Genomic DNA, 20183 nt, shown 5'->3' with positions numbered 1-20183 from the left:
AAACTTTAAGATTAAAATAATGAGTATTATACAAGAATTTTTACGTTATAACAGACAAACCATGCTGCCCGAAATTGGCGATGAAGGTCAGAAGAAATTAAAAAAAGCACGTGTTTTAGTAATTGGTGCCGGCGGTTTAGGCTGTCCTATTTTGCAATACATTGCAACAGCTGGAGTTGGTTTTATTGGAATTATGGATTTTGATACTATTGAAATTCATAATCTTCACCGACAGATTTTATATACTGAAGACGAAATTGGACAGCAAAAAGCTCTTATCGCAAAAAAGGCGATTTCAAAATTAAATCCTCTAATTGAGGCCACAGCCATTACAGAGAAACTAACGCTTGAAAATGCATCTCAAATTATTGAACAATTTGATATTGTTGTTGACGGTTCTGATAATTTTAAGACGCGCTATTTAGTAAACGATACTTGCGTTCGACTCAATAAAACTTTAGTGTACGGAAGTATTTTGAAATTTGAAGGACAAATTGCTGTTTTCAATCACAATGGAAGTCGAAATCTACGTGATTTATTTCCAGAAATGCCTGATCCAAAAGATGTTCCGAATTGTAATTTAAACGGAGTTTTAGGAACTCTCCCAGGAATTATAGGAAATATGATGGCGCATGAAACCTTAAAGCTAATCTTGGATTTACCAGCTTTAAACAATGAATTAATAATTTTTAATACTTTGAACTGGGATTTTACAAAGTTGAATTTCTAGAAAACAAGTGTATCGCCAACAGTAATATTCCCAGAATTCAAACTCACAATATTGGTTCCGAATAAAACAGAATTATTTACGTTTCTGTATTTGCTCAGCGTTTTTAAAGGTTCTTTTTTTAGTCGTCCGTTTTCGGGATCATTATTTACCATAATGCATCTTCCGCAAGGTTTTATGTTTTTAAATTGAACTTTTCCAATGGTAAAGGATTTAAAATCATCTTCTTCGTGAGGATTTTCACTGCTTACAACGATGTTTGGCCGAAACCTTTTTATTGTAATTTCTTCATCAAGTTTATCATTCAAAAAGTCCAAGCTTTTTGTACCTATTAATAAATAAGGATAACCATCGGCTAAACTTACATTGAAAGTTTCTTTTACTCTGGAACTTTCATGTTTACGATCTCCATTTTTAAGAATTTTAACCAATTTACATTCGAAATCTAAATGCTGACTGAACCATTTTGAAGTTGCTTGATTCACTTCAACTACTTCGCTTTTATCATCCCAAACATTCACTTCCAGCGAATTGTCTAAATGTTCATTAATAGAAAATTCATGTTTTTGATCTTTAAAAGTAATGCTTATTTTTCCATCTAAAATCTTTGGATAAAACTGACTCATTATGCGATGTTCTCTTTGTGTTATCATTTGATTTTCAGCATCAATCAGCATCCATCTTCGGTCATTTTCAAAACCCATTTCTTCAGCCAAAGCAGACTGACAGCTTATACCTGCTAAACTTTTTATCGGATAAATATAGATTTCCTTTACGATATGAACTGCACTCATTTTATTTACTTTTTAAAATCGTCATAAATTCGTCACGGTCAATTTCGCGACAACCCAAACTCTCTAAATGCGGATTATAAACCTGACAATCTAATAGTTTATAATTTTCTTTTGCTAACTTATTAACTAGAGCTATAAAAGCAATTTTTGAAGCATTTGAAACTTTAGAGAACATGCTTTCACCGCAAAAAACATGTCCTAAATCTATTCCGTACAAACCGCCAACTAGTACTTCATCCTGCCAGACTTCTACAGATTTTGCAATTCCCTGCGCATGAAGTTTACAATAGGCTTCAATCATTTGGTTCGAAATCCAAGTTCCGTTTTGTCCGTCTCTTTTTATTTTCTGACAATTTGAAATCACGTCTTCAAAATTCTGATTAAAAGTGACTTTAAATTGATTTCTATTTAAAATATTCCGCATGCTTTTAGACACTATTAATTCATCTAAAAACAAAACCATTCTTGGATCTGGCGACCACCAAAGTATTGGTTCTCCTTCATTAAACCACGGAAAAATTCCGCTCCTGTAAGCGAGCTTTAACCGCTCTGGATTTAAGTCCCCACCAATTGCCAGAATGCCTTCTTCATCAGCTTCTGAAACTGGCGGAAAAAATAGATCTTCAAATACGTAGTACATTTTTTTTAAATTCCAATAAAATTAAATGCCAAATTCCAAGCGTTGCGAACCTTTGTCAAAGTTTTGAATCAGCAGTATAAGGATATTTAGTTATACACAAAAAACCATAATCATTGTCATTTCGACCGAATGGAGAAATCTCCACAAGTAACTCCGTAACGAAAGTCCAATCTTTGTCGAGCTTCTCGCGGAGATTTCTCCCTTCGATCGAAATGACAAAACTATGTATTCACGTTCATGTAAATGACATAAACTGCAAATAAAAATAAAATTCCAAATTCCAAATTCACGAAAATGAATTGGAATTTGGAATTTAATAAATTGAATTTTAAACTCTTAGAACGGTAAATCGTCTGGTTCGTCTTCGTTTAAATTTGTTGCTGGAGCAAAAGCTTCTGCTGCCGGCATTGCTGGAGTTTGTGCAGGACCTTCTGGTGCTACTCTTTCAATTCTCCAACCTTGAATACTATTAAAATATCTAGTTTCTCCTTGTGGATTAACCCATTCTCTTCCTCTTAAGTTAATAGAAACTTTTACTGCCTCTCCTTGCTTATAGCTGCTTAATAAATCGCATTTATCTTGTGTAAATTCGATTAAAATGTGCTGTGGATACTGCTCATCTGTAGTAACTACTAATTCTCTTTTTTTGAATGAAGCACTAACTTGCTGCTCAGGATTAACCACTTTTACTTTTCCTATAACTTCCATCTTCGTCTATATTAATTATTGTTTCTATTCTTATTTTTTAGCTAAAAGCACTTTCCAAGCCGAGGCAATATCATCTTTGTTGAGATATTTTTTTGCTTCTAAATGAATTTTTTCCTGATCGTCTGAACTTAAAACTCCTTTGACGGCAAAATTTTCTTTCACAAATATACTAACTTCTTCTTTTGTAGGCAAGGCTTCAATATTACCTAATTTTCCAAGGTCATTTCCATTAAACACAGGGCTTTGCTTGACATAATCCGGAATTGCATCGACTCCAACTCCTAAAGTTGTTAGTGGTTTTTGCACTTCAAATAACCCTTGATTAGATCTAGAATACCAATTTCCGCCAAGTCTTGAAACCAAATCAATTTTGTGTTGATCGATTGCTCCATTTTCATCAAGAATTGCTTCATGAATATGAATTTTGACTACCTCACAAAGGATTAGATTTCCAGCTCCGCCTTCAGTACCAAGAGGAATAATCTGAGTCACCTTACATTCAAACTGAACCGGTGATTCTTTTACTCGATATGGTTTTACAAAATCTGAAGGGATTTGAGTTAATCCTGCTTTTATAAATTCGTTTACACAATCTCCATATTCTGTGCTTGCCAATGATGTTTGCTGCACCAAATCGTAATTAACAACATTAATTACAACTTCACGAGTTGCTTCAGCATTTATCAAGGTGTGTTTTATGGTATTATCACGAACACGTCTCGATGGTGAAAAAACTAAAATTGGCGGATTAGCGCTAAACACATTAAAGAAACTAAAGGGAGATAAATTTGGAACTCCATTTACACTTATGGTACTTGCAAAAGCAATTGGCCTCGGACCTACTGCGCTTTGCAAATATCCTTGCAGTTTTACTGTCGTTATCTCTTTTGGGTCTATGCTGATCATAATTTCTCCATTTAACCGAACCTCAACTTCGGGCTTACAAAAGTATATAAATCGTTTAACTTCGAGAAATAGTTTTACAAGATAAAAACAAAAAATCTTTAAAGTTTTGCGAAATATAAAATGCGTTTATTTCGTTATATTTATACCTCAAAAATTAATTTATGCGTTTTTCTGAAAGTAGAAATACAACCCGTTGGATCATTATTTTTATTTCCTTCTTAATCATTTCTTTGATTCTTTGGAATACTTATACTTTTTTCCAAATCTTTAAAAATGAGGAAAGGTTAAAGATGAATCTTTGGGCCAATGCTCAAAAAACATTAATCAATGCAGATGAGAATACAGATCTTGATTTACCGCTTGAAATCATAAACAACAATACTTCGGTACCCGTAATGTTAGTAATGTATGATAAAATTATAAGTTCGGTAAATGTTCCTGAACACATTATCAATGACAAAAAAGAATCTATTTCATTTTTAAACAATCTTAAAAACGAAAATGATCCTGTTATAATTGAGTATGCTCCTGGTAAATTTCAGCAGATATACTATGGTAATTCCGCATTAATAAATAAACTAAAATATTATCCTGTCGCTTTATTATTGATTATTTTTTTATGCGGTGCTTTGATTTACAACTTTTACAAAAGCACAAAAATGGCAACACAAAATAAATTATGGGCAGGAATGGCAAAAGAAACGGCGCACCAAATTGGCACTCCTTTATCATCATTAATCGGCTGGGTTGAAATTTTAAAAACGGAAGAAATCGATCAATCTATTACAGCTGAAATCGAAAAAGATGTTGAACGTTTGCAAACCATAACTGATCGTTTTTCTAAAATTGGTTCTGTTCCTGTTTTAGAAGCAAATGATATTGTGGCCGAAACTTTGAATACCTATGAATATTTACAATCCAGATTTTCTAAACAGGTTTCATTTTCATATAAAGCTCCAGAAAAGCAAATTTTTGTTCTTATCAATCCAACGCTGCACAGCTGGACTATTGAAAATTTAATTAAAAATGCGATTGATGCAATGAAAGGAAAGGGAAATCTAGATCTTCAGATTGAAATAGATTCTCATCATGTAAAAATAAATGTGAAGGATTCTGGAAGCGGTATTTCTAAAAACCAATTCAAAACTATTTTTGAACCTGGTTTTACTACCAAAAAAAGAGGTTGGGGCTTGGGACTTTCTTTAACCAAGAGAATTGTTGAAGAATATCACAATGGAAAAATCAAAGTACTGCATTCTGAAATTGGAAAAGGAACTACTTTTCAAATCAGTTATAAAATAAATACTCCTGTTTAAAAAAGACATAAAAAAACACCAATTCAAGTTCAGAATTGGTGTTTTTTTTTATGTTCAGCTGAATGAAGTGGAAACCTTTTTCTGCCTCTTCTTTTTTAAAGATTAGATTGAATGTCTTTTGCCAAAGCTTCAAACTCTTCTTTTGAAAGTTTTACTTTATTATGAAAACGCATTTCATCCATTTCGTTAAGCGGAATTAGATGTACGTGCGCATGAGGAACTTCTAAACCTACAACTGCTATTCCAATTCTTTTACATGGAACTGTTTTTTCCAGTGCTGCTGCAATTCTTTTAGAAAACTTCATTAATCCTAAATACAATTCGTCATCCATATCAAAAATCTTATCGATTTCTTGTTTTGGAATACAAAGTGTATGTCCTTTTGCATTAGGATTTACATCTAAAAAAGCCAAATAATTATCGTCTTCAGCGATTTTATATGCTGGAATTTCTCCGTTTACTATTTTAGTGAATATAGAACTCATTGTTTTATTCGGTTAATCGTTTAAACACTTAAACATTAAAATATTTAGTCTCTCGAAATTTCAAGAATTTCAAATTTTAAAACACCATTTGGCACTGTAATCTCAGCTACTTCACCAACAGATTTCCCTAGTAAGCCTTTTCCAATAGGAGAAGTTACAGAAATTTTCCCTGTTTTTAAATCGGCTTCACTTTCAGCAACAAGAGTATACTTCATCTCCATTCCGTTACTTTGGTTTTTAATTTTTACATTAGAAAGTACCAAAGCTTTCGAAACATCAAGTTGAGATTCGTCAATTAATCTTGCATTTGCATATACTTCTTCAAGTTTAGCAATTCTCATTTCTAATAAACCTTGTGCTTCTTTTGCAGCATCATACTCAGCATTTTCAGATAAGTCACCTTTATCTCTTGCTTCTGCTATATCTTGAGATGCTTTTGGACGCATTACACTTTTTAAATGCTCCAATTCATCTTTTAATTTTTTTAATCCTTCTGCGGTATAATAAGATACTTTACTCATAACTTCATCGTTTATATAAATAGAAAAAATCCCATCGGGACGGGATTTTGTATTACAAATATACTATTATTTTTTGTAGTACATAATTATATGTTAATCATATAAAAATCAAATCTAAATATTTTATTTTTGTTTCACTAATTCTTATTAAAATAATGAAAAAAATCTTTCTAATAATCGCCTTCGTTTCTATTCTTTTCTCTTGCAGTGACAGCGAGCGAAGCAATAAAAATCCTTATATACCTAATTACCCTGTAAATCTATCTGTAGATATGAACCTGCCGGCTTATTCAAATCTTAAATTTGTGAGCAACGGTGTAATAATTCCTAATTATGGAGCAAAAGGAATTATCATTTTTAATGCAGGAGGTACTTATAATGCTTTTGATGCTGCCTGCCCTAATCAGGATTTAAACTCATGTGTTGCAATGACTATTGAAGGTATTAATGCTGTTTGTTCGTGTGATAAAACATCTTATAGTTTATTTACTGGACTTGGCGGTAAAGATTATCCATTAAAACAATATCGTGTTGAAGTAAGCGGAACTGTAATTCGCGTTTATAACTAAAAATTAAAAAGCCTGAAAGTTTAAATTTTCAGGCTTTTTTTATATCGAGTCTTTTTTTAGAATTTCAATGTTAATCCGGCTAAGAAATTAATTCCTGCCTGTGGATAATAGTATGGATAAATATCCCACATGGCTCCGTTTGAAACATATTTTTTATCTAGAATATTATTTACTAAACCAGTAATCATGATTGATTTAAAAACAGATTTTGGTTTAATCTCGTAAGACACATTCAAATCGTTTACAAAATAATCGGCCAATTTTGCCGATGGCAATTCGATGTTATTCATATATTGTTCGCCAACATATTTTTGCAGCAGCGATAGATATAAATTCTCAATTGGCTTATAAATCATAATATTCCCTGCAATAACTTCTGGAGAATAAGCAATATCAGTTGTTCCGTAGTATTGACCATCAACAGCTAAATCAATATTTTTATTACTGCTTAAAGTGAAATTGGGTCTAAGGATAAATTTCTCTGAAAGCGCGATTGTAGCATCAAATTCAAACCCTAAACGGTAGCTTTTTTCAGTATTTGCACGAATTGGTGCGCCAACATCATCTAATCTTCCCGTTAATATTAACTGATCTCTATAACCCATATAATAGAAATTAGAATTCAATTGGATTTTCTCCGAATTAAATCTCCATCCCAATTCAAAATCGTTTAATTTTTCAGGCTTTACATTTCCGCCTTCATAGTCTGTTCTATTTGGCTCACGGTTGGCACGTGCATATGAAAAATAAAGATTGTTTTTTGAATTGATTTCGAAATTCAAACCTGCTTTTGGATTAAAAAAACTAAAGTTATCATTTACTAAACCTGTCTCAGCGCTATTGGCTTTGTAATGTACATTTCGGTATTGTAAATCTCCATAGAAACTTAACTTTTCTGTAAACTGATAGTTCGCTTTTGCAAAAATATTTCCATCAGTTTTTGTCGAGAAATCATCATAATAATGATCGCCTAATTCAGACTGAGCTGAGTTTCTTGCCCAAATTACTTTTCCGTAGTGATCACCTTCGTATTTATTCCAGCCTCCGCCAACAATAACATCTAGTTTTTCTTCTTTATATTTTACAGAAAAAGTGGTTCCGTAAAAGTCGTTATCTAACCATTTCTGACGAATCAAATCAGTTCCTGGAACTAATTCTCCTAAATCATTCTCAACTTGTTTTGTAGGCTGAATTGGTCCATATCCTTCAATTGGTTCATCATATTTGTAATTTTCATAATACCCTAATCCTTTTGTATAATGAACAGCTAGATTTGTACTCCACTTATCAGACCATGATTCGCTCCAATGCAATTGATAATGATCTTGCTGATAATTATCGGTTTCATTATTGTAAAAATGAACATTTCCCTGCTCATCTTTATATTTTCCTGCCGAATTATAAGTACGGTTTGAATTTAATGTTTCAGCATCAATTCCGTTCCAAGATTGGTACGTTTTTTCAGTTCCTCCAAAAACAAGAGCTTTTATCAAAGTTGTTTTTCCAACGTAAGTTCCTTGCAAGAAATATGATTTTAAATCAGAACTGGCGCGATCTACATAACCATCAGATTTCAATGTAGACAAACGACCTGCTAATTCAAAATGATCGTTTAACAAACCTGTGCTGAATTTTACAGTGTTTTTGTTTGAATTGAAACTTCCGTAAGAACTTGAAATTTCACCATTTGCTTTAGAAGCATAATTATCCGTAAGCATATTTAAGCTGGCTCCAAACGCCGAAGATCCGTTTGTCGAAGTTCCAACACCTCGTTGTAACTGTAAACTCTCTAGAGAAGATGCAAAATCGGGCATATTCACCCAAAAAGTTCCTTGACTTTCGGCATCATTATACGGAATCCCGTTTATGGTAACGTTTACTCTCGTAGCATCGCTTCCTCTAACTCTGATTCCAGTATAACCCATTCCGTTTCCAGCATCAGAAGTGGTAACAACAGATGGCAGATAATTCATCAAAACAGGAATATCCTGCCCTAGATTTCTGTATTTAATTTCTTTTTTATCCATATTACTAAATGTAACTGGAGTTTTTGAAGTAACGCGAACTGCAGAAACTAAGACATCATCAAGTTTAGTAATTTTTGTTGAATCCTGAACTTGTGCGAACGAAAACGACGAAAAGAAAATAGAAAAGAGAAGAAAGAAAATAGATTTGGTTCTGCTCATTTTCGGAACCTTAGAACCTTTGCAGCTTAGTACCTCAGTACTTTGAAAAATAGTTTTCATTCGTAAAAAATTACGAATAAAAGGGGGAATTATTCTTTTGTTAAATTAATAAATGTTTCACGACAAAATAAAGTGTGCACGCTTGATAGTGTCGTTTTTTCCCTTAGCAACATTACTCGCTCAGGTTCTTTGGGTATGATCTCAGCTCGTTATTTAGAGCACCCCTTTGAGACGAGGCAAAGGTAAAAAAGAATTAAGAAAAAAGTAGTATGTCTCCAGGTATTTTAAAAATAAATCATTTGTAAAACTATACGTTTCTAATCTTCATATTTAATTTGTCTTTCAAGGTAATAGTAAACTGGCTTTTCCTCGTATGCAAACACCTCAAAATAAGCACTTATCCAATTTTTATCGTCTGTTTTTAAATAATGAAACCTTCTAACAAGTATTTCGTTTGGATTACCAAATTGACCTTCTATATATTCCTCAGCTAAAAAACCTTTTGAATTGTATTTATAAATTACATTCCAAGAGCCTTCTGTAATAATTTTTGTCAGATTACCATGATCGTCATAAATGTAATTTTTTAGCGAATCTTTTACATATTCATACTCCTGTATATCTTTCAATTTTTTGGATACTTGTTTTTGCAGCAAATTATTTTTGTATTCATAATGTGTTATTTGCGACAAGGTATCAGGTTCATTATAGAATTTTTCTTCTACAAGCTGCCCTTTTTCATCATAAATAAACTTTGTTCTATGAAGCACTTTACTCTCTTCAGAATAGATGACATTTTCAACAATCTGATTCTTTTCATTGTAAACATCCTGGGGCTGTGACCATAGATCCGACCCCATATAATCAGGTTGAAAAAGTTTTCCAGAACGGTTCTTTATAAATAAAAAATCAGCTATTTTTTCGCTCGTTTTAAATTCTTTACCAACTTTTACAGCCTTAAAAAGAGTTGCAGTCATTTCTTTTACATTTCCCTTAAGAGCAAAATCGTATTCAAAATTAGTTGATTGTGAATATGTTTTTACACTCAAAGCTATAAGTAACACAACTAGTATCTTCATTTATTTATATTTTTTAAAACTCTGGTCTCTTCCTGTTTTTCTTTATTTCAGAAACACTTTTTTTGTCTTTGATTCTTTTTTTAATTACGGATTTTGGAATTTTGGTCGCTTTTCGAATTTTAGGAACAAACAAACCTTTTTTTATAATTTCTAAAAAACGTTTTATAACAATCTCTTTGTTTTTAATCTGACTTCGATCTTCGTCACAATTCAAAATCAATATGTTCTCAGATGTTAAACGAGATGATAAATTATCTTTCAGAAGTGCTTTTTCTTCTTCAGACAAAACCTGAGAAGCTTCCAAATCAAAAGTCAAAACTACTTTTGAGGAAACTTTATTTACGTTTTGTCCGCCTGCACCACTGCTTCTAACAGCTTTAAAGCTTAACTCTGATATGATTTTTTCGTTATCCATTATTGTGGCTGATGTGTCGCTTTTAATAAATCGTTTACCGTCTTCACAGGATTAAAGGTTATTAAAGGAACTGCAACAAAAACGGTCAGCCAATGTGCCATTGAACCATTCCATAATCCTGGCAATTCATAATTTTTTACCGCCCTGCCTTCTACGCTTTTCTCTACAATGAAACCTGCATTTTTATCTATAAATTGATCAAGATTAAACTTTTGGCCTTTAAAATTCTTAATTCCGCAAACCAAATCAACAGGATTAAAATGGGTTGCTGCTTCTAAAATTTCAAGTTGTTTTTTATTTTGAAGATCAATTTGAGAGGCTTCTACAATTTGAAGAGAAACTTCTCCTTTATCATTCATTACCCAAAACGGACCGCCGCCCGGTTCACCTTCATTTCGAACCATTCCACAAACTCGGATTGGTCGATCTAAGATTTCTCTAATTTTGGTGATTTTATGTTCAATAGTAAATTTATAAAAATCTTTACTTACCTGAATATTTAGCTTCTCAGCTAGAAATTCAATAATTGCAGCGAAATCACTTTCATGTAATTTGTCATTTTCAATTGCTCTTAAATAGCCGAATACTTTTTCTTGAATTTCGATCAAAATACCTCCCAAAGTTTTTTTATACAGGGTAATTTCATCAATATGATTTTGAATGACATTATCTATATTCTTAATAAAAATAATATCTGCATCGAGATTATTTAGATTTTCAATTAATGCTCCATGTCCTCCAGGTCTAAAAATCAGCTCTTCATTTTGATTTCTTAAAATTTTGTTCTTCACATCAACTGTAATAGAATCTGTACTTTTATTTTGATAGGAATATCCAATATTAATTTTTGTTCCTGAAGATTTTTCTATTTTCCCTTTAACCTCATCAACAGCCTGTTCAAATAATTTTTGATGAATTTCTGAAACGGTGAAATGCAAATTCGAGCTGTTATTTGTTGTAGCATAATGAACGCATTCGTTCAAATGCTCTTCAATTGGATTTGCAAGATGGGTTTTGTATAGATGAAAAGGCAACACCGCTTTTGGTTTATTTGCTGAATTGAAATGCTCTGGAGACAGCAATAATTTTATGAAATAATAATTCTTATAATCTCTTTCTAAGGCATCAAAGTCTGGATAAAGCTCTTTTAACTTTTTATAAACTATTTCGAAAAAAGGAAATTTCTCCATTCCCACAATAAAAATAGCAAGTCCTTTGTCATTTTTCCTGTTGATATAAGCGTTTATTGTCTCTTTTTGAATATCAAAATCATTCAGGAAAGCGATTAAAAATTTAAACATTCTAGTTGCTGCTCCAGAAGCAGGAACGAACTTTTTAATTTTTAAATTTCCTCTCTGAGCATCAAAAAAAACAGCCTTTTCTTTAAATTCTGTATCAGATAAACTTAAAATTCCATTATTAATCGTTGCTGGATTTATTAAGCTGCTTTTTGCAATTCCGTTTTTAAAAATTTCCAACTGTTTTAGAACATTTTCAAAAGGAATACCATGTTCGTATATCTGCACAAAATCAGCAGAAGTAAAACTATGCTTTTTAGCTATTGCTAAATCATCTATAATTTCTGTTGCCTTTGCCAAACGGCTTTCTTTGTTTCCAGAAAGCGTTATAAAGGGCTTTTTAGTATTTATCAGGGTTTCTTTAAAAACAGAAAACACGGTTTCTCTGCCTTCTGGCGTATCTCTAATATCATCCTTTTCCCAAGGAACATCGATGTCTGTGAGAAAAAACAAATCGTATTCATGTTCAAGTGCTGCTTCATTTAAAAGCGGATCGCAAACATTATAATACATTTCCGAGAAAACTTTGGTAACCATTAAATTGGTATCACAAAACAAGTATTTATTTGCTTTAGAAAGCTTTTGATTTTCTAAAGCAGTCTGCCCATAAGCAATGGGCATCATATCTGCTTCAACGCAAATATGCTGATTTTCTTCCCATTTTTCTTGCAGATAATCGCGAGCGAATTCCGGAACCCATTCTGTTTCGTAATACTCTGCAAGCTGTTTTGCCAATGTGGTTTTACCTGTACTTTCAGGACCAAATAAGGCTATTTTTATGATAGTTGTTTTTTGCTGTCTAAGATTTTTCTCCATTCTAAATAAGCTGAAATAGCTAAAATTGTAAAAATTAAATATTGAAGTGATAGCATTCCTAGACCGCGATAAGCGTATAGAGGAACTACAATAATATCACCAATAATCCAAAGTGTCCAGTTTTCGATTTTTTTTCTGGCCATGTACCACATTCCTGCAAAAAATATTCCAGACGATATCATATCGACATAATTGTCATTTCTAATTTCGTAATCGAAATACTTATAAATCCCGAAAACTACAAAAACAGTTACTAAAAACAATACTACACCAATTATTTTTTCATTAAGATTCGTTCTGGTAATGGGCATATTATCCTCCACTGTTCCTCCTCTTCCCCAAACATACCATCCGTAGATACTCATGATTGAGAAATATCCGTTTATAATCATATCACCAATGTAACCTGCAATATATAAAAGATATACAGAAATAACAGTAGCGATTAAACCGGTTGGATAAACTAAGATGTTTTCTTTTTTTGCAAACCATACGCTTAAAATCCCAAACACGAAAACTAAAAACTCTAAAGCAATATGCCAAAGCGGCGCATTTTTATAACTATCAAGAAAAAAATCTATCATTTGTGTGGTATTTATAAACTGTAAAAGTTTTATTTAGGATTCAAAGAAATGGCTGTCGTTTTCAAATGCAGTTCCTATAACCACCAAATCAGCACCAGCATTGTGAGCTTTTTTAATGGAGTGTAAATCTACAATTCCTCCTCCAACAATTACAGGAATTTCAATATTTTGAGCAATTAACTGTATCATTTCTAACGGAACTGGATTTTTTGCTCCGCTTCCTGCTTCTAAATAAATCAATTTATTCCCTAACATTTCGCCGGCTTGTGCTGTTGCAAGTGCCAAATCGAAATTCTCGCGCTTAAGAGGTTCTGTTTTACTTACGCGCGCAACCGCAGTTTCGTTACCGCTTTCAATCAAAATATATCCTGTAGAAATAACTTCGAGATTTGTTTTTTTAAGAATTGGCGCTGCCTGAACTTGATATTCTATTAAATAATCAGGATTACGTCCCGATAATAAAGACAAAAACAAAATGGCATCGGCTTGCGGGGAAATCTGTGATGGATCTCCTGGAAACAAAATAACTGGAAGGTTTGTCTTTAATTTTAACTCCTGTACTAAATCTTCTAGAATGCTGCTATGAACAATACTGCCGCCAACAAAAATATGAGTCGCAGGAGATTCATTTATTTTGAACAATAAATGATTTAAATTTTCCCATACAATTTTATCTGGATCTAGAAGTATGGCCAATAACTTTTGTCCATTTTTCTTAGCCTCTAAAATCTGCTGATGAATAGTGAGTAATTTTTGCTCCATAATGGCTGTAAAAGTAAAAAGTTTTTAGTGTAGAAGAACTATTCAGAATGAATTATATTTGTAATACATGAGTTAACAACCAAAGCAGACAAATTTATGATTACTACTGAATTGTTAGAAAAATATGATGCGTTAAAAAAATCTGTTAACAAAAATGATATTATTTTTGAAGAGGGAAAGCTTCCAACACATTATTATCAAATTATTTCAGGTGAGATTAAAATGTGTAATTATAATGATGACGGAAGGGAATTTATTCAAGGTATATTTTACAAAAATCAATCTTTTGGAGAACCTCCATTATTTTTAAATCAAAAATATCCAGCAAATGCGATAGCTGTAGAGAATACTGAAATTTTTCTTCTGCCTAAAGCTATTTTTATGACGCTGCTTCAGGAAAACCCTTCTGTGAGTATTGAAATAATCGAGAATCTTGCACAGCGTTTGTATTATAAATCTATAATGGCTGCAGAAATATCTACTCATGAACCTGAGCATCGAGTTTTAAAATTAATAGATCACGGAATTGCTTATTTTAATTTTAAAAAAGATGTAAACGGACATCTTATTAGTTTTACAAGACAACAAATTGGAGATTTAACAGGCCTGCGTGTTGAAACTGTTATTAGAGCTATAAAAGCGCTAGAAAAAAAGGGACAACTAAAGATTATAAACCGAAAAGTATATCGATAAAAAAGATTTTGTTTTATGATTTAAGTCATAAATAACAGCCTCAAGGTGCCTGTACCTTTGTTATTCTAAAACTTAATATCATGACACTTTATCAAACTACATTCGAAAATTTTGACAAAAATTTTATTGGTTCTGCAACAATGGCTGTAATCGGTCAAAGCTGTCTGGGAGCAGCGGCAGCAATGTTTATTCTTGCCAATGGAACTTCTATTCCGCAAATGATACAACTGGCAGTTATTGTTTTAGTTTGTATCTTTGTAAACACTTCGATTTTGGCTCAAATGAAGCATAAACTGATTTTTAACTTACTAATTGCAAGTGCCTTTTTTAGTGTTTTATTTATTATTTTGAATAGTCTTACATGAGTAAAAAACAAATAGAAAACAGAGGTGATGTTTCTTTTCTAGTACATCGATTTTATGAAAAAATAAGAGCCGACGAAGAAATTGGTTTTTATTTTAATGAAATGATTAAAGATTGGGATTCACATCTGGAAAAACTGACTGATTTTTGGGAAATGAATTTGTTTGGTGTAAAAAAATACGATGGTAATCCTATTGCTGTTCACAATGAAGTTGATGCTCATTTTAAGGGGCAGATTACTTCAAATGAATTTGGAATTTGGCTTAATCATTGGTTTCAAACTTTAGAGGAGTATTTTGAAGGTGAAAATGTCGAAATACTAAAGAGACGTGCTAGAAAAATGAGCACTTTTTTGTACATGAGCATGTTTGAACATCGAAAAAAATTGCCAGAGAATCCTTTAGAATAGTGAATATCTATCTGCTTTTTGTCAAATGACAAGATTGCGGCTAAAACCGTGACCAAGACTAAAAAACTTATTTCTCAAAAGCATAAACCAGTGTAAAATTACCTTCAAAATTTTCTGATTTTATTTCTTCATAATGCACATCAAAACCTTTCACTAAATCATCAAAATGAAGACTGGCACTGGTTTGATCTTTATTTAAAGAAAAATCATCAACTCTAATATGATCTTTAAAACTAATGCCTTTTTCGTTTCTAATTTTAAAGATTGCTTCTTTCGCGCCCCAAATAACCGTTAGCTTTTTTACGTAATCTTGTAAAACATCTGGATTCAAATATTCAAATTCAGTATCAACAAATTTATCTGCAATGCGAAGTATTTTTTCACGTTGTAATTCCATATCGATTCCTACGGTCTCGCGGCTGACAATTATTGCTGCAAAATGATACGAATGTGTAATCGAAATATGATTATGACAATCAAAATAAGGTTTTCCAAATTCGTCATAATGCAAATCATGATCTGTAAAACCCATTTCCTGAATCAGCATTCGAACACTTAAAAAAGCCCGCTGATGCATTTGCGATTTCATTCCGTCAAGTCTGCGCTGCGTCTTTTCTTTTAAGGTAACCTTACTATACAATTCATCGAACGATTCGCTTATTTCCCAAATTAAAATTTTTGTGGTTTCGTTGAATTGTATGGTTTGAAATAAAGGCATTTTCTTTAATTATAAATTATGGATGGTACATTTTAAATCATATAAGTCATTTAAGAAAATATAACTAGTAGCTTAAAAAATGTATTAGTAAATATAAGCAATTAGAAGCAAAGGTAATCCTTTAAGAATCTTTTTTAAATGAACTTATATCACTTATATGTTTTCAAAAAGCAGAATATAAGAATCCTTTTTTTAACGTACTTATATCACTTATATGGTTAAAATCGTTTTACAAACTAACATTCTAAAGATTAAGAAATTAAAGATTTCACAAATCTGACAGAAAGTAGTAAAAATAAAAAGCTATTATGTAAATTTGCAAAAATTTTACAATTACAAATATACTATAAATGAGTACAACGACTACGCCTTATGTGGCTTTCAAAGTAAAAGACATTTCTCTGGCTGCTTGGGGAAGAAAAGAAATTGAACTAGCTGAAGCTGAAATGCCAGGTTTAATGGCTCTTCGCGCTGAATATAAAGACGAACAACCTCTTAAAGGTGCTCGTATCGCTGGATGTTTACACATGACGATTCAAACTGCAGTTTTAATCGAAACTTTAATTGCTCTAGGTGCTGAAGTTACTTGGTCTTCTTGTAACATTTTCTCTACTCAAGATCAGGCTGCTGCTGCTATTGCTGCTGCTGGAATTCAGGTTTATGCTTGGAAAGGTCTTGACGAAGAATCATTTGACTGGTGTATTGAGCAAACTTTATTCTTTGGTGAAGACAGAAAACCATTGAACATGATTCTTGATGATGGTGGAGATTTAACTAACATGGTTATTGATCGTTTCCCAGAATTGGTTCCTGGAATTAAAGGATTATCTGAAGAAACTACAACTGGTGTTCACAGACTTTACGAAAGAGTAAAAGCTGGAACTCTTCCAATGCCTGCAATCAACATTAACGACTCTGTTACTAAATCTAAATTTGATAACAAATACGGTTGTAAAGAATCTGCTGTAGATGCTGTACGTCGTGCAACTGACTTAATGTTAGCTGGAAAAAGAGTTATCGTTTGCGGATACGGTGATGTTGGAAAAGGAACTGCTGCTTCTTTTAGAGGTGCTGGTTCTATTGTAACGGTTACTGAAATCGATCCAATTTGTGCTTTACAAGCTGCAATGGACGGTTATGAAGTTAAAAAATTAAACACTGTAATTGCTAATGCTGACATCATCATTACAACTACAGGAAATAAAGATATCGTTCTTGGAGAGCACTTCGAGCAAATGAAAGACAAAACTGTTGTTTGTAACATTGGTCACTTCGATAACGAAATTGATATGGCTTGGTTAAACAAAAACCACGGTGCATCTAAAATCGAAATCAAACCTCAGGTTGACAAATACAACATCGCTGGAAAAGATATCATCATTCTTGCTGAAGGTCGTTTAGTAAACCTTGGTTGTGCTACAGGTCACCCAAGTTTTGTAATGAGTAACTCGTTTACAAACCAAACTTTGGCTCAAATCGAATTATGGAACAACAGCGCAGCTTACAAAAATGAAGTTTATATGTTACCAAAACATTTAGATGAAAAAGTTGCTGCTTTACACTTAGCTAAATTAGGCGTTGAACTTGAAGTTTTGCGTGATGATCAAGCTGCTTATATTGGTGTTCCAGTTGAAGGTCCATTCAAACCAGAATACTACAGATACTAAAAATCGCAGTTTTCAGATTTATAAAAACCCTTACAGAAATGTGAGGGTTTTTAATTTTTAAGGCTTTTAAGAATGAATAAATTGTCTTTTTAAACATTTCAACCAAAAAATTCTACTTTTTAGAAATAAGTCCTTAATTTTAAAAATAAAAATAAGCCCTTATTTCTCAAATACATAAACATTGTAATCTTGAAAAAAACATCTTATTTGTTCGCTTTCTTATTCTTACTCAGTCTCCCGCAAATTATTTTTTCGCAGGAAAAGAAACCTAAAGTCGTATTGGTATTAAGCGGCGGCGGCGCAAAAGGAATTGCGCATATTCCGCTTTTACAAAAATTAGATTCTCTACACATTGTTCCTGATCTTATCGTTGGAAATAGTATGGGAAGTATTATTGGCGGTTTATATGCTATGGGATATTCTGGAGACAGCATAGAGAAACTAACCAAAAACATTAATTGGGATAAATTACTTGGCGGCGGACAATCATTAAAATCTGTAAGCGTAGAAGAAAAAAGAGAGTTTCAGAGATATTTAGTTGGAATCGGAATTAAAAACAAAAAACTAAACAGCATTGGCTCTTTACTAAATGATCAAAATTTAAGAGAATATCTTTCTGAATTAACTTACCCCGTATATAATATTAGAGATTTTGACAGCCTGCCCATTCCGTTTAGAGCAATGGCCACAGATTTGTCTGAAGGAAAAGAGGTTATTTTAAGCAAAGGCAGCTTGGCTTATGCTATGAGAGCCAGTATGTCACTCCCTGCTATTTTCAAACCTATGACCTATGAAAAAACAGTATTAGTTGATGGAGGTGTTTTGAATAATTTCCCTACTGATGTCGCCCAACAAATGGGTGCTGACATTATTATTGGCAGTGATGTTGGAGGCGGATTGGAACCAATAGACAAACTGAACAATGTTATAACTATATTGACGCAAACCAGTATGTTTCCGAGTAACATTAAGAATCCTGCTAATAGAAAACTCTGTGATATTTTGGTAGATCACATGCCTAACCTTCGTTTTTCGACTGCAGATTTTGGAGATAGTGCAGAAATCTATAAAGATGGTAAAATTGCAACAAATGAAAATCTTCCGGCTTTAACAGCATTATCCGAAAAATTAAAAGGATACCAACAACGAATTCACGAATTACCAAAAATGCCTTCAGAAATTATTCTTGATACGATTGTTTACAAAAAAATCAGTCCAGAAAACCTTGCTCTCGTATTAGGGAGAATGAATCTAAAGACACATCAAAAATACACTACAAAAGATTTAATAGCGGGCATTAACAGAGCAATGGGCACCAATCTTTTTGATGAGATTACCTACAACTATTTCGTCAAAGATGACAACAAACTAGGTGTTACAATCTTTGGCCATGAACGTGCCAAAAACCAACTGAACACATCTGTTCATTATGATACTTATCGAGGCGTTGGAATCATTTTTAATTACACTGCCAGAAATGTTCTTGCCAGAGCATCTCGTCTTCTTGTAACAGTCGATATAGCTGAGCAGCCCAAAGCAAGAATCAATTATCAGAAAAATTTTGGAAAAAACCGTGATTGGTGGTGGTCATCTGAACTTTATGGAGCCTTATTAAGACAAGAAATTTATTTTAACGGCAGGGCTTCAGATAATGTACTTTATAATTCTGTTGAATTTAGTAATGAAATCAATAGAAACATAAATTCATTAAAAAGTTATTTTGGCTACGGCTTACACTATCAATACGCCAATTTAAAACCAAAATACGACAGAGAATACAATCCTAATTCAATCGACATCACGAATTACTCATTAAACAACATCGAATTAAACATGCATTATTCCTATAATGACATGGATAAAGTTTTCTTTGCTGAAAACGGAACAATTTTAAAAGCAAATATAACCCGATCATTGTTTACAAATGTCTACACTTCTTTTAACTCGCCTGATCATACAAGTATATCAGGCTCAACCAATGGTTATACAAAACTTGGCTTCAGTTTTGAAAAAAGAGCACTTTTAAAAAAGAAAATTACGGGAATCATTGGGTTTGATTCTTATTTTATTTTTGAGGATAAACTTAGCGACGATCAAATCCCGTTTTCTGATTTTGGTTATGCAGCAAAGTATTTCATAGGGGGAATTATACCAAGTTCTGGCAGTAATCGTTTTTCATTTCCCGGCCTGCATGAAGACGAACTGAATGTTTCGCAATATATGGGCTTAAAACTAGCTTCTCAAATAAACCTTATGGGAAAAATCTACCTAACTCCCCATTTTAATATTGCAACTGTTGGTTTTGAATCTTTTGATAAATACATTAACAAAGCATTTAGTCCAAAAGGAAAATGGGATGATGGCTTTGATCCTAGTCTTGTAATATCTGGAGGAGCTTCTATTTCTTATCAATCGATTTTAGGACCTATTCATTTTGATACTTCCTGGATAAATAATATCGACAAAGTAAGATTATTTTTTAGTGTTGGATTTTCATTCAACCCATAATAGAATCAGAACTATTTTT

21 protein-coding genes are annotated in these 20183 nt (G+C 32.6%); 8 read left to right on the top strand and 13 right to left on the bottom strand.

The features are described 5' to 3' along the window. Nucleotides 1-19 precede the first annotated feature (19 nt). A complete protein-coding gene (locus NLG42_RS07705; protein WP_257683413.1) occupies nt 20-730 on the top strand; it encodes a HesA/MoeB/ThiF family protein in 711 nt (236 codons plus the stop codon). On the opposite strand, the gene NLG42_RS07700 is transcribed toward NLG42_RS07705, so the two are convergent. The 4 genes from NLG42_RS07700 to NLG42_RS07685 form a co-directional block, all read right to left on the bottom strand. After that, nucleotides 727-1521 (bottom strand): MOSC domain-containing protein, encoded by a 795-nt coding sequence (locus NLG42_RS07700; RefSeq protein ID WP_257683412.1) that lies wholly within the window; start codon nt 1519-1521, stop codon nt 727-729. The genes NLG42_RS07705 and NLG42_RS07700 overlap by 4 nt on opposite strands. Nucleotide 1522: 1 nt before the next feature. Next, a complete protein-coding gene (gene aat / locus NLG42_RS07695; protein ID WP_089057553.1) occupies nt 1523-2161 on the bottom strand; it encodes a leucyl/phenylalanyl-tRNA--protein transferase in 639 nt (212 codons plus the stop codon). A gap of 336 nt (nt 2162-2497) precedes the next feature. Beyond that, complete coding sequence (locus tag NLG42_RS07690; protein WP_089057552.1) at nt 2498-2869, bottom strand: DUF3127 domain-containing protein; 372 nt, start codon at nt 2867-2869, stop codon at nt 2498-2500. A 30-nt stretch (nt 2870-2899) separates the two neighbouring features. Continuing rightward, nucleotides 2900-3775 carry a flavin reductase family protein gene (locus NLG42_RS07685; RefSeq protein WP_089057551.1) on the bottom strand — a complete coding sequence of 292 codons (876 nt, stop codon included), beginning with the start codon at nt 3773-3775 and terminating at the stop codon, nt 2900-2902. 161 nt (nt 3776-3936) lie between these two features. Between NLG42_RS07685 and NLG42_RS07680 the strand changes: the two genes are divergently transcribed. Beyond that, a complete protein-coding gene (locus NLG42_RS07680; RefSeq protein WP_099720620.1) occupies nt 3937-5091 on the top strand; it encodes a sensor histidine kinase in 1155 nt (384 codons plus the stop codon). 95 nt (nt 5092-5186) lie between these two features. On the opposite strand, the gene NLG42_RS07675 is transcribed toward NLG42_RS07680, so the two are convergent. Beyond that, nucleotides 5187-5576 carry an HIT family protein gene (locus tag NLG42_RS07675; protein WP_099720619.1) on the bottom strand — a complete coding sequence of 130 codons (390 nt, stop codon included), beginning with the start codon at nt 5574-5576 and terminating at the stop codon, nt 5187-5189. A 44-nt stretch (nt 5577-5620) separates the two neighbouring features. Beyond that, a complete protein-coding gene (gene greA / locus NLG42_RS07670; protein ID WP_089052667.1) occupies nt 5621-6097 on the bottom strand; it encodes a transcription elongation factor GreA in 477 nt (158 codons plus the stop codon). 155 nt (nt 6098-6252) lie between these two features. Here greA and NLG42_RS07665 point away from each other — a divergent pair, with 155 nt between their 5' ends. Then, nucleotides 6253-6666 (top strand): Rieske (2Fe-2S) protein, encoded by a 414-nt coding sequence (locus NLG42_RS07665; RefSeq protein WP_089057548.1) that lies wholly within the window; start codon nt 6253-6255, stop codon nt 6664-6666. A 56-nt stretch (nt 6667-6722) separates the two neighbouring features. Here the strand turns inward: NLG42_RS07665 and NLG42_RS07660 are convergent, their stop codons facing one another. From NLG42_RS07660 to NLG42_RS07635, 6 genes are all read right to left on the bottom strand, one after another. Further along, the gene (locus NLG42_RS07660; protein WP_257683411.1) at nt 6723-8912 is read right to left on the bottom strand and encodes a TonB-dependent receptor; all 2190 of its coding nucleotides are present in this window, start codon (nt 8910-8912) and stop codon (nt 6723-6725) included. A gap of 257 nt (nt 8913-9169) precedes the next feature. After that, nucleotides 9170-9931 carry a hypothetical protein gene (locus NLG42_RS07655; RefSeq protein WP_257683410.1) on the bottom strand — a complete coding sequence of 254 codons (762 nt, stop codon included), beginning with the start codon at nt 9929-9931 and terminating at the stop codon, nt 9170-9172. Between the two features lie 13 nt (nt 9932-9944). After that, nucleotides 9945-10346, bottom strand: coding sequence for an alternative ribosome rescue aminoacyl-tRNA hydrolase ArfB (arfB, locus tag NLG42_RS07650; RefSeq protein ID WP_099720616.1), 402 nt, complete (start codon nt 10344-10346; stop codon nt 9945-9947). Further along, entirely contained in the window at nt 10346-12460 is a 2115-nt protein-coding gene (locus NLG42_RS07645) for a DUF4301 family protein (RefSeq protein WP_257683409.1), read from the bottom strand. The genes arfB and NLG42_RS07645 overlap by 1 nt, the downstream gene beginning before the upstream one ends. After that, the gene (gene pnuC / locus NLG42_RS07640; protein WP_089057543.1) at nt 12421-13044 is read right to left on the bottom strand and encodes a nicotinamide riboside transporter PnuC; all 624 of its coding nucleotides are present in this window, start codon (nt 13042-13044) and stop codon (nt 12421-12423) included. Before pnuC ends, NLG42_RS07645 begins: the two co-directional genes overlap by 40 nt. A gap of 33 nt (nt 13045-13077) precedes the next feature. Beyond that, the gene (locus tag NLG42_RS07635; protein ID WP_089057542.1) at nt 13078-13806 is read right to left on the bottom strand and encodes a phosphoglycerol geranylgeranyltransferase; all 729 of its coding nucleotides are present in this window, start codon (nt 13804-13806) and stop codon (nt 13078-13080) included. A 96-nt stretch (nt 13807-13902) separates the two neighbouring features. On the opposite strand from NLG42_RS07635, the gene NLG42_RS07630 reads away from it, so the two are divergent. From NLG42_RS07630 to NLG42_RS07620, 3 genes are all read left to right on the top strand, one after another. After that, the gene (locus NLG42_RS07630; protein ID WP_257683408.1) at nt 13903-14499 is read left to right on the top strand and encodes a Crp/Fnr family transcriptional regulator; all 597 of its coding nucleotides are present in this window, start codon (nt 13903-13905) and stop codon (nt 14497-14499) included. A gap of 80 nt (nt 14500-14579) precedes the next feature. Continuing rightward, nucleotides 14580-14864, top strand: coding sequence for a hypothetical protein (locus NLG42_RS07625; RefSeq protein ID WP_099720612.1), 285 nt, complete (start codon nt 14580-14582; stop codon nt 14862-14864). Continuing rightward, a complete protein-coding gene (locus tag NLG42_RS07620; protein ID WP_257683407.1) occupies nt 14861-15271 on the top strand; it encodes a group III truncated hemoglobin in 411 nt (136 codons plus the stop codon). The genes NLG42_RS07625 and NLG42_RS07620 overlap by 4 nt, the downstream gene beginning before the upstream one ends. 67 nt (nt 15272-15338) lie before the next feature. Here the strand turns inward: NLG42_RS07620 and NLG42_RS07615 are convergent, their stop codons facing one another. Further along, on the bottom strand, nt 15339-15989 hold the full coding sequence (locus NLG42_RS07615) for a 4'-phosphopantetheinyl transferase family protein (protein ID WP_257683406.1): 651 nt from the start codon (nt 15987-15989) through the stop codon (nt 15339-15341). Between the two features lie 350 nt (nt 15990-16339). Here NLG42_RS07615 and ahcY point away from each other — a divergent pair, with 350 nt between their 5' ends. Next, a complete protein-coding gene (ahcY, locus tag NLG42_RS07610; protein WP_089052655.1) occupies nt 16340-17656 on the top strand; it encodes an adenosylhomocysteinase in 1317 nt (438 codons plus the stop codon). Nucleotides 17657-17845: 189 nt separating this feature from the next. Further along, nucleotides 17846-20164 (top strand): patatin-like phospholipase family protein, encoded by a 2319-nt coding sequence (locus tag NLG42_RS07605; RefSeq protein ID WP_257683405.1) that lies wholly within the window; start codon nt 17846-17848, stop codon nt 20162-20164. The last annotated feature ends 19 nt before the right edge of the window (nt 20165-20183 follow it).

The sequence above is a fragment of the Flavobacterium plurextorum genome (assembly GCF_024638035.1).
In the GTDB taxonomy this organism is placed as follows: Bacteria; Bacteroidota; Bacteroidia; order Flavobacteriales; family Flavobacteriaceae; genus Flavobacterium; species Flavobacterium plurextorum.
This window is presented reverse-complemented; position numbering and strand designations above follow the sequence as displayed.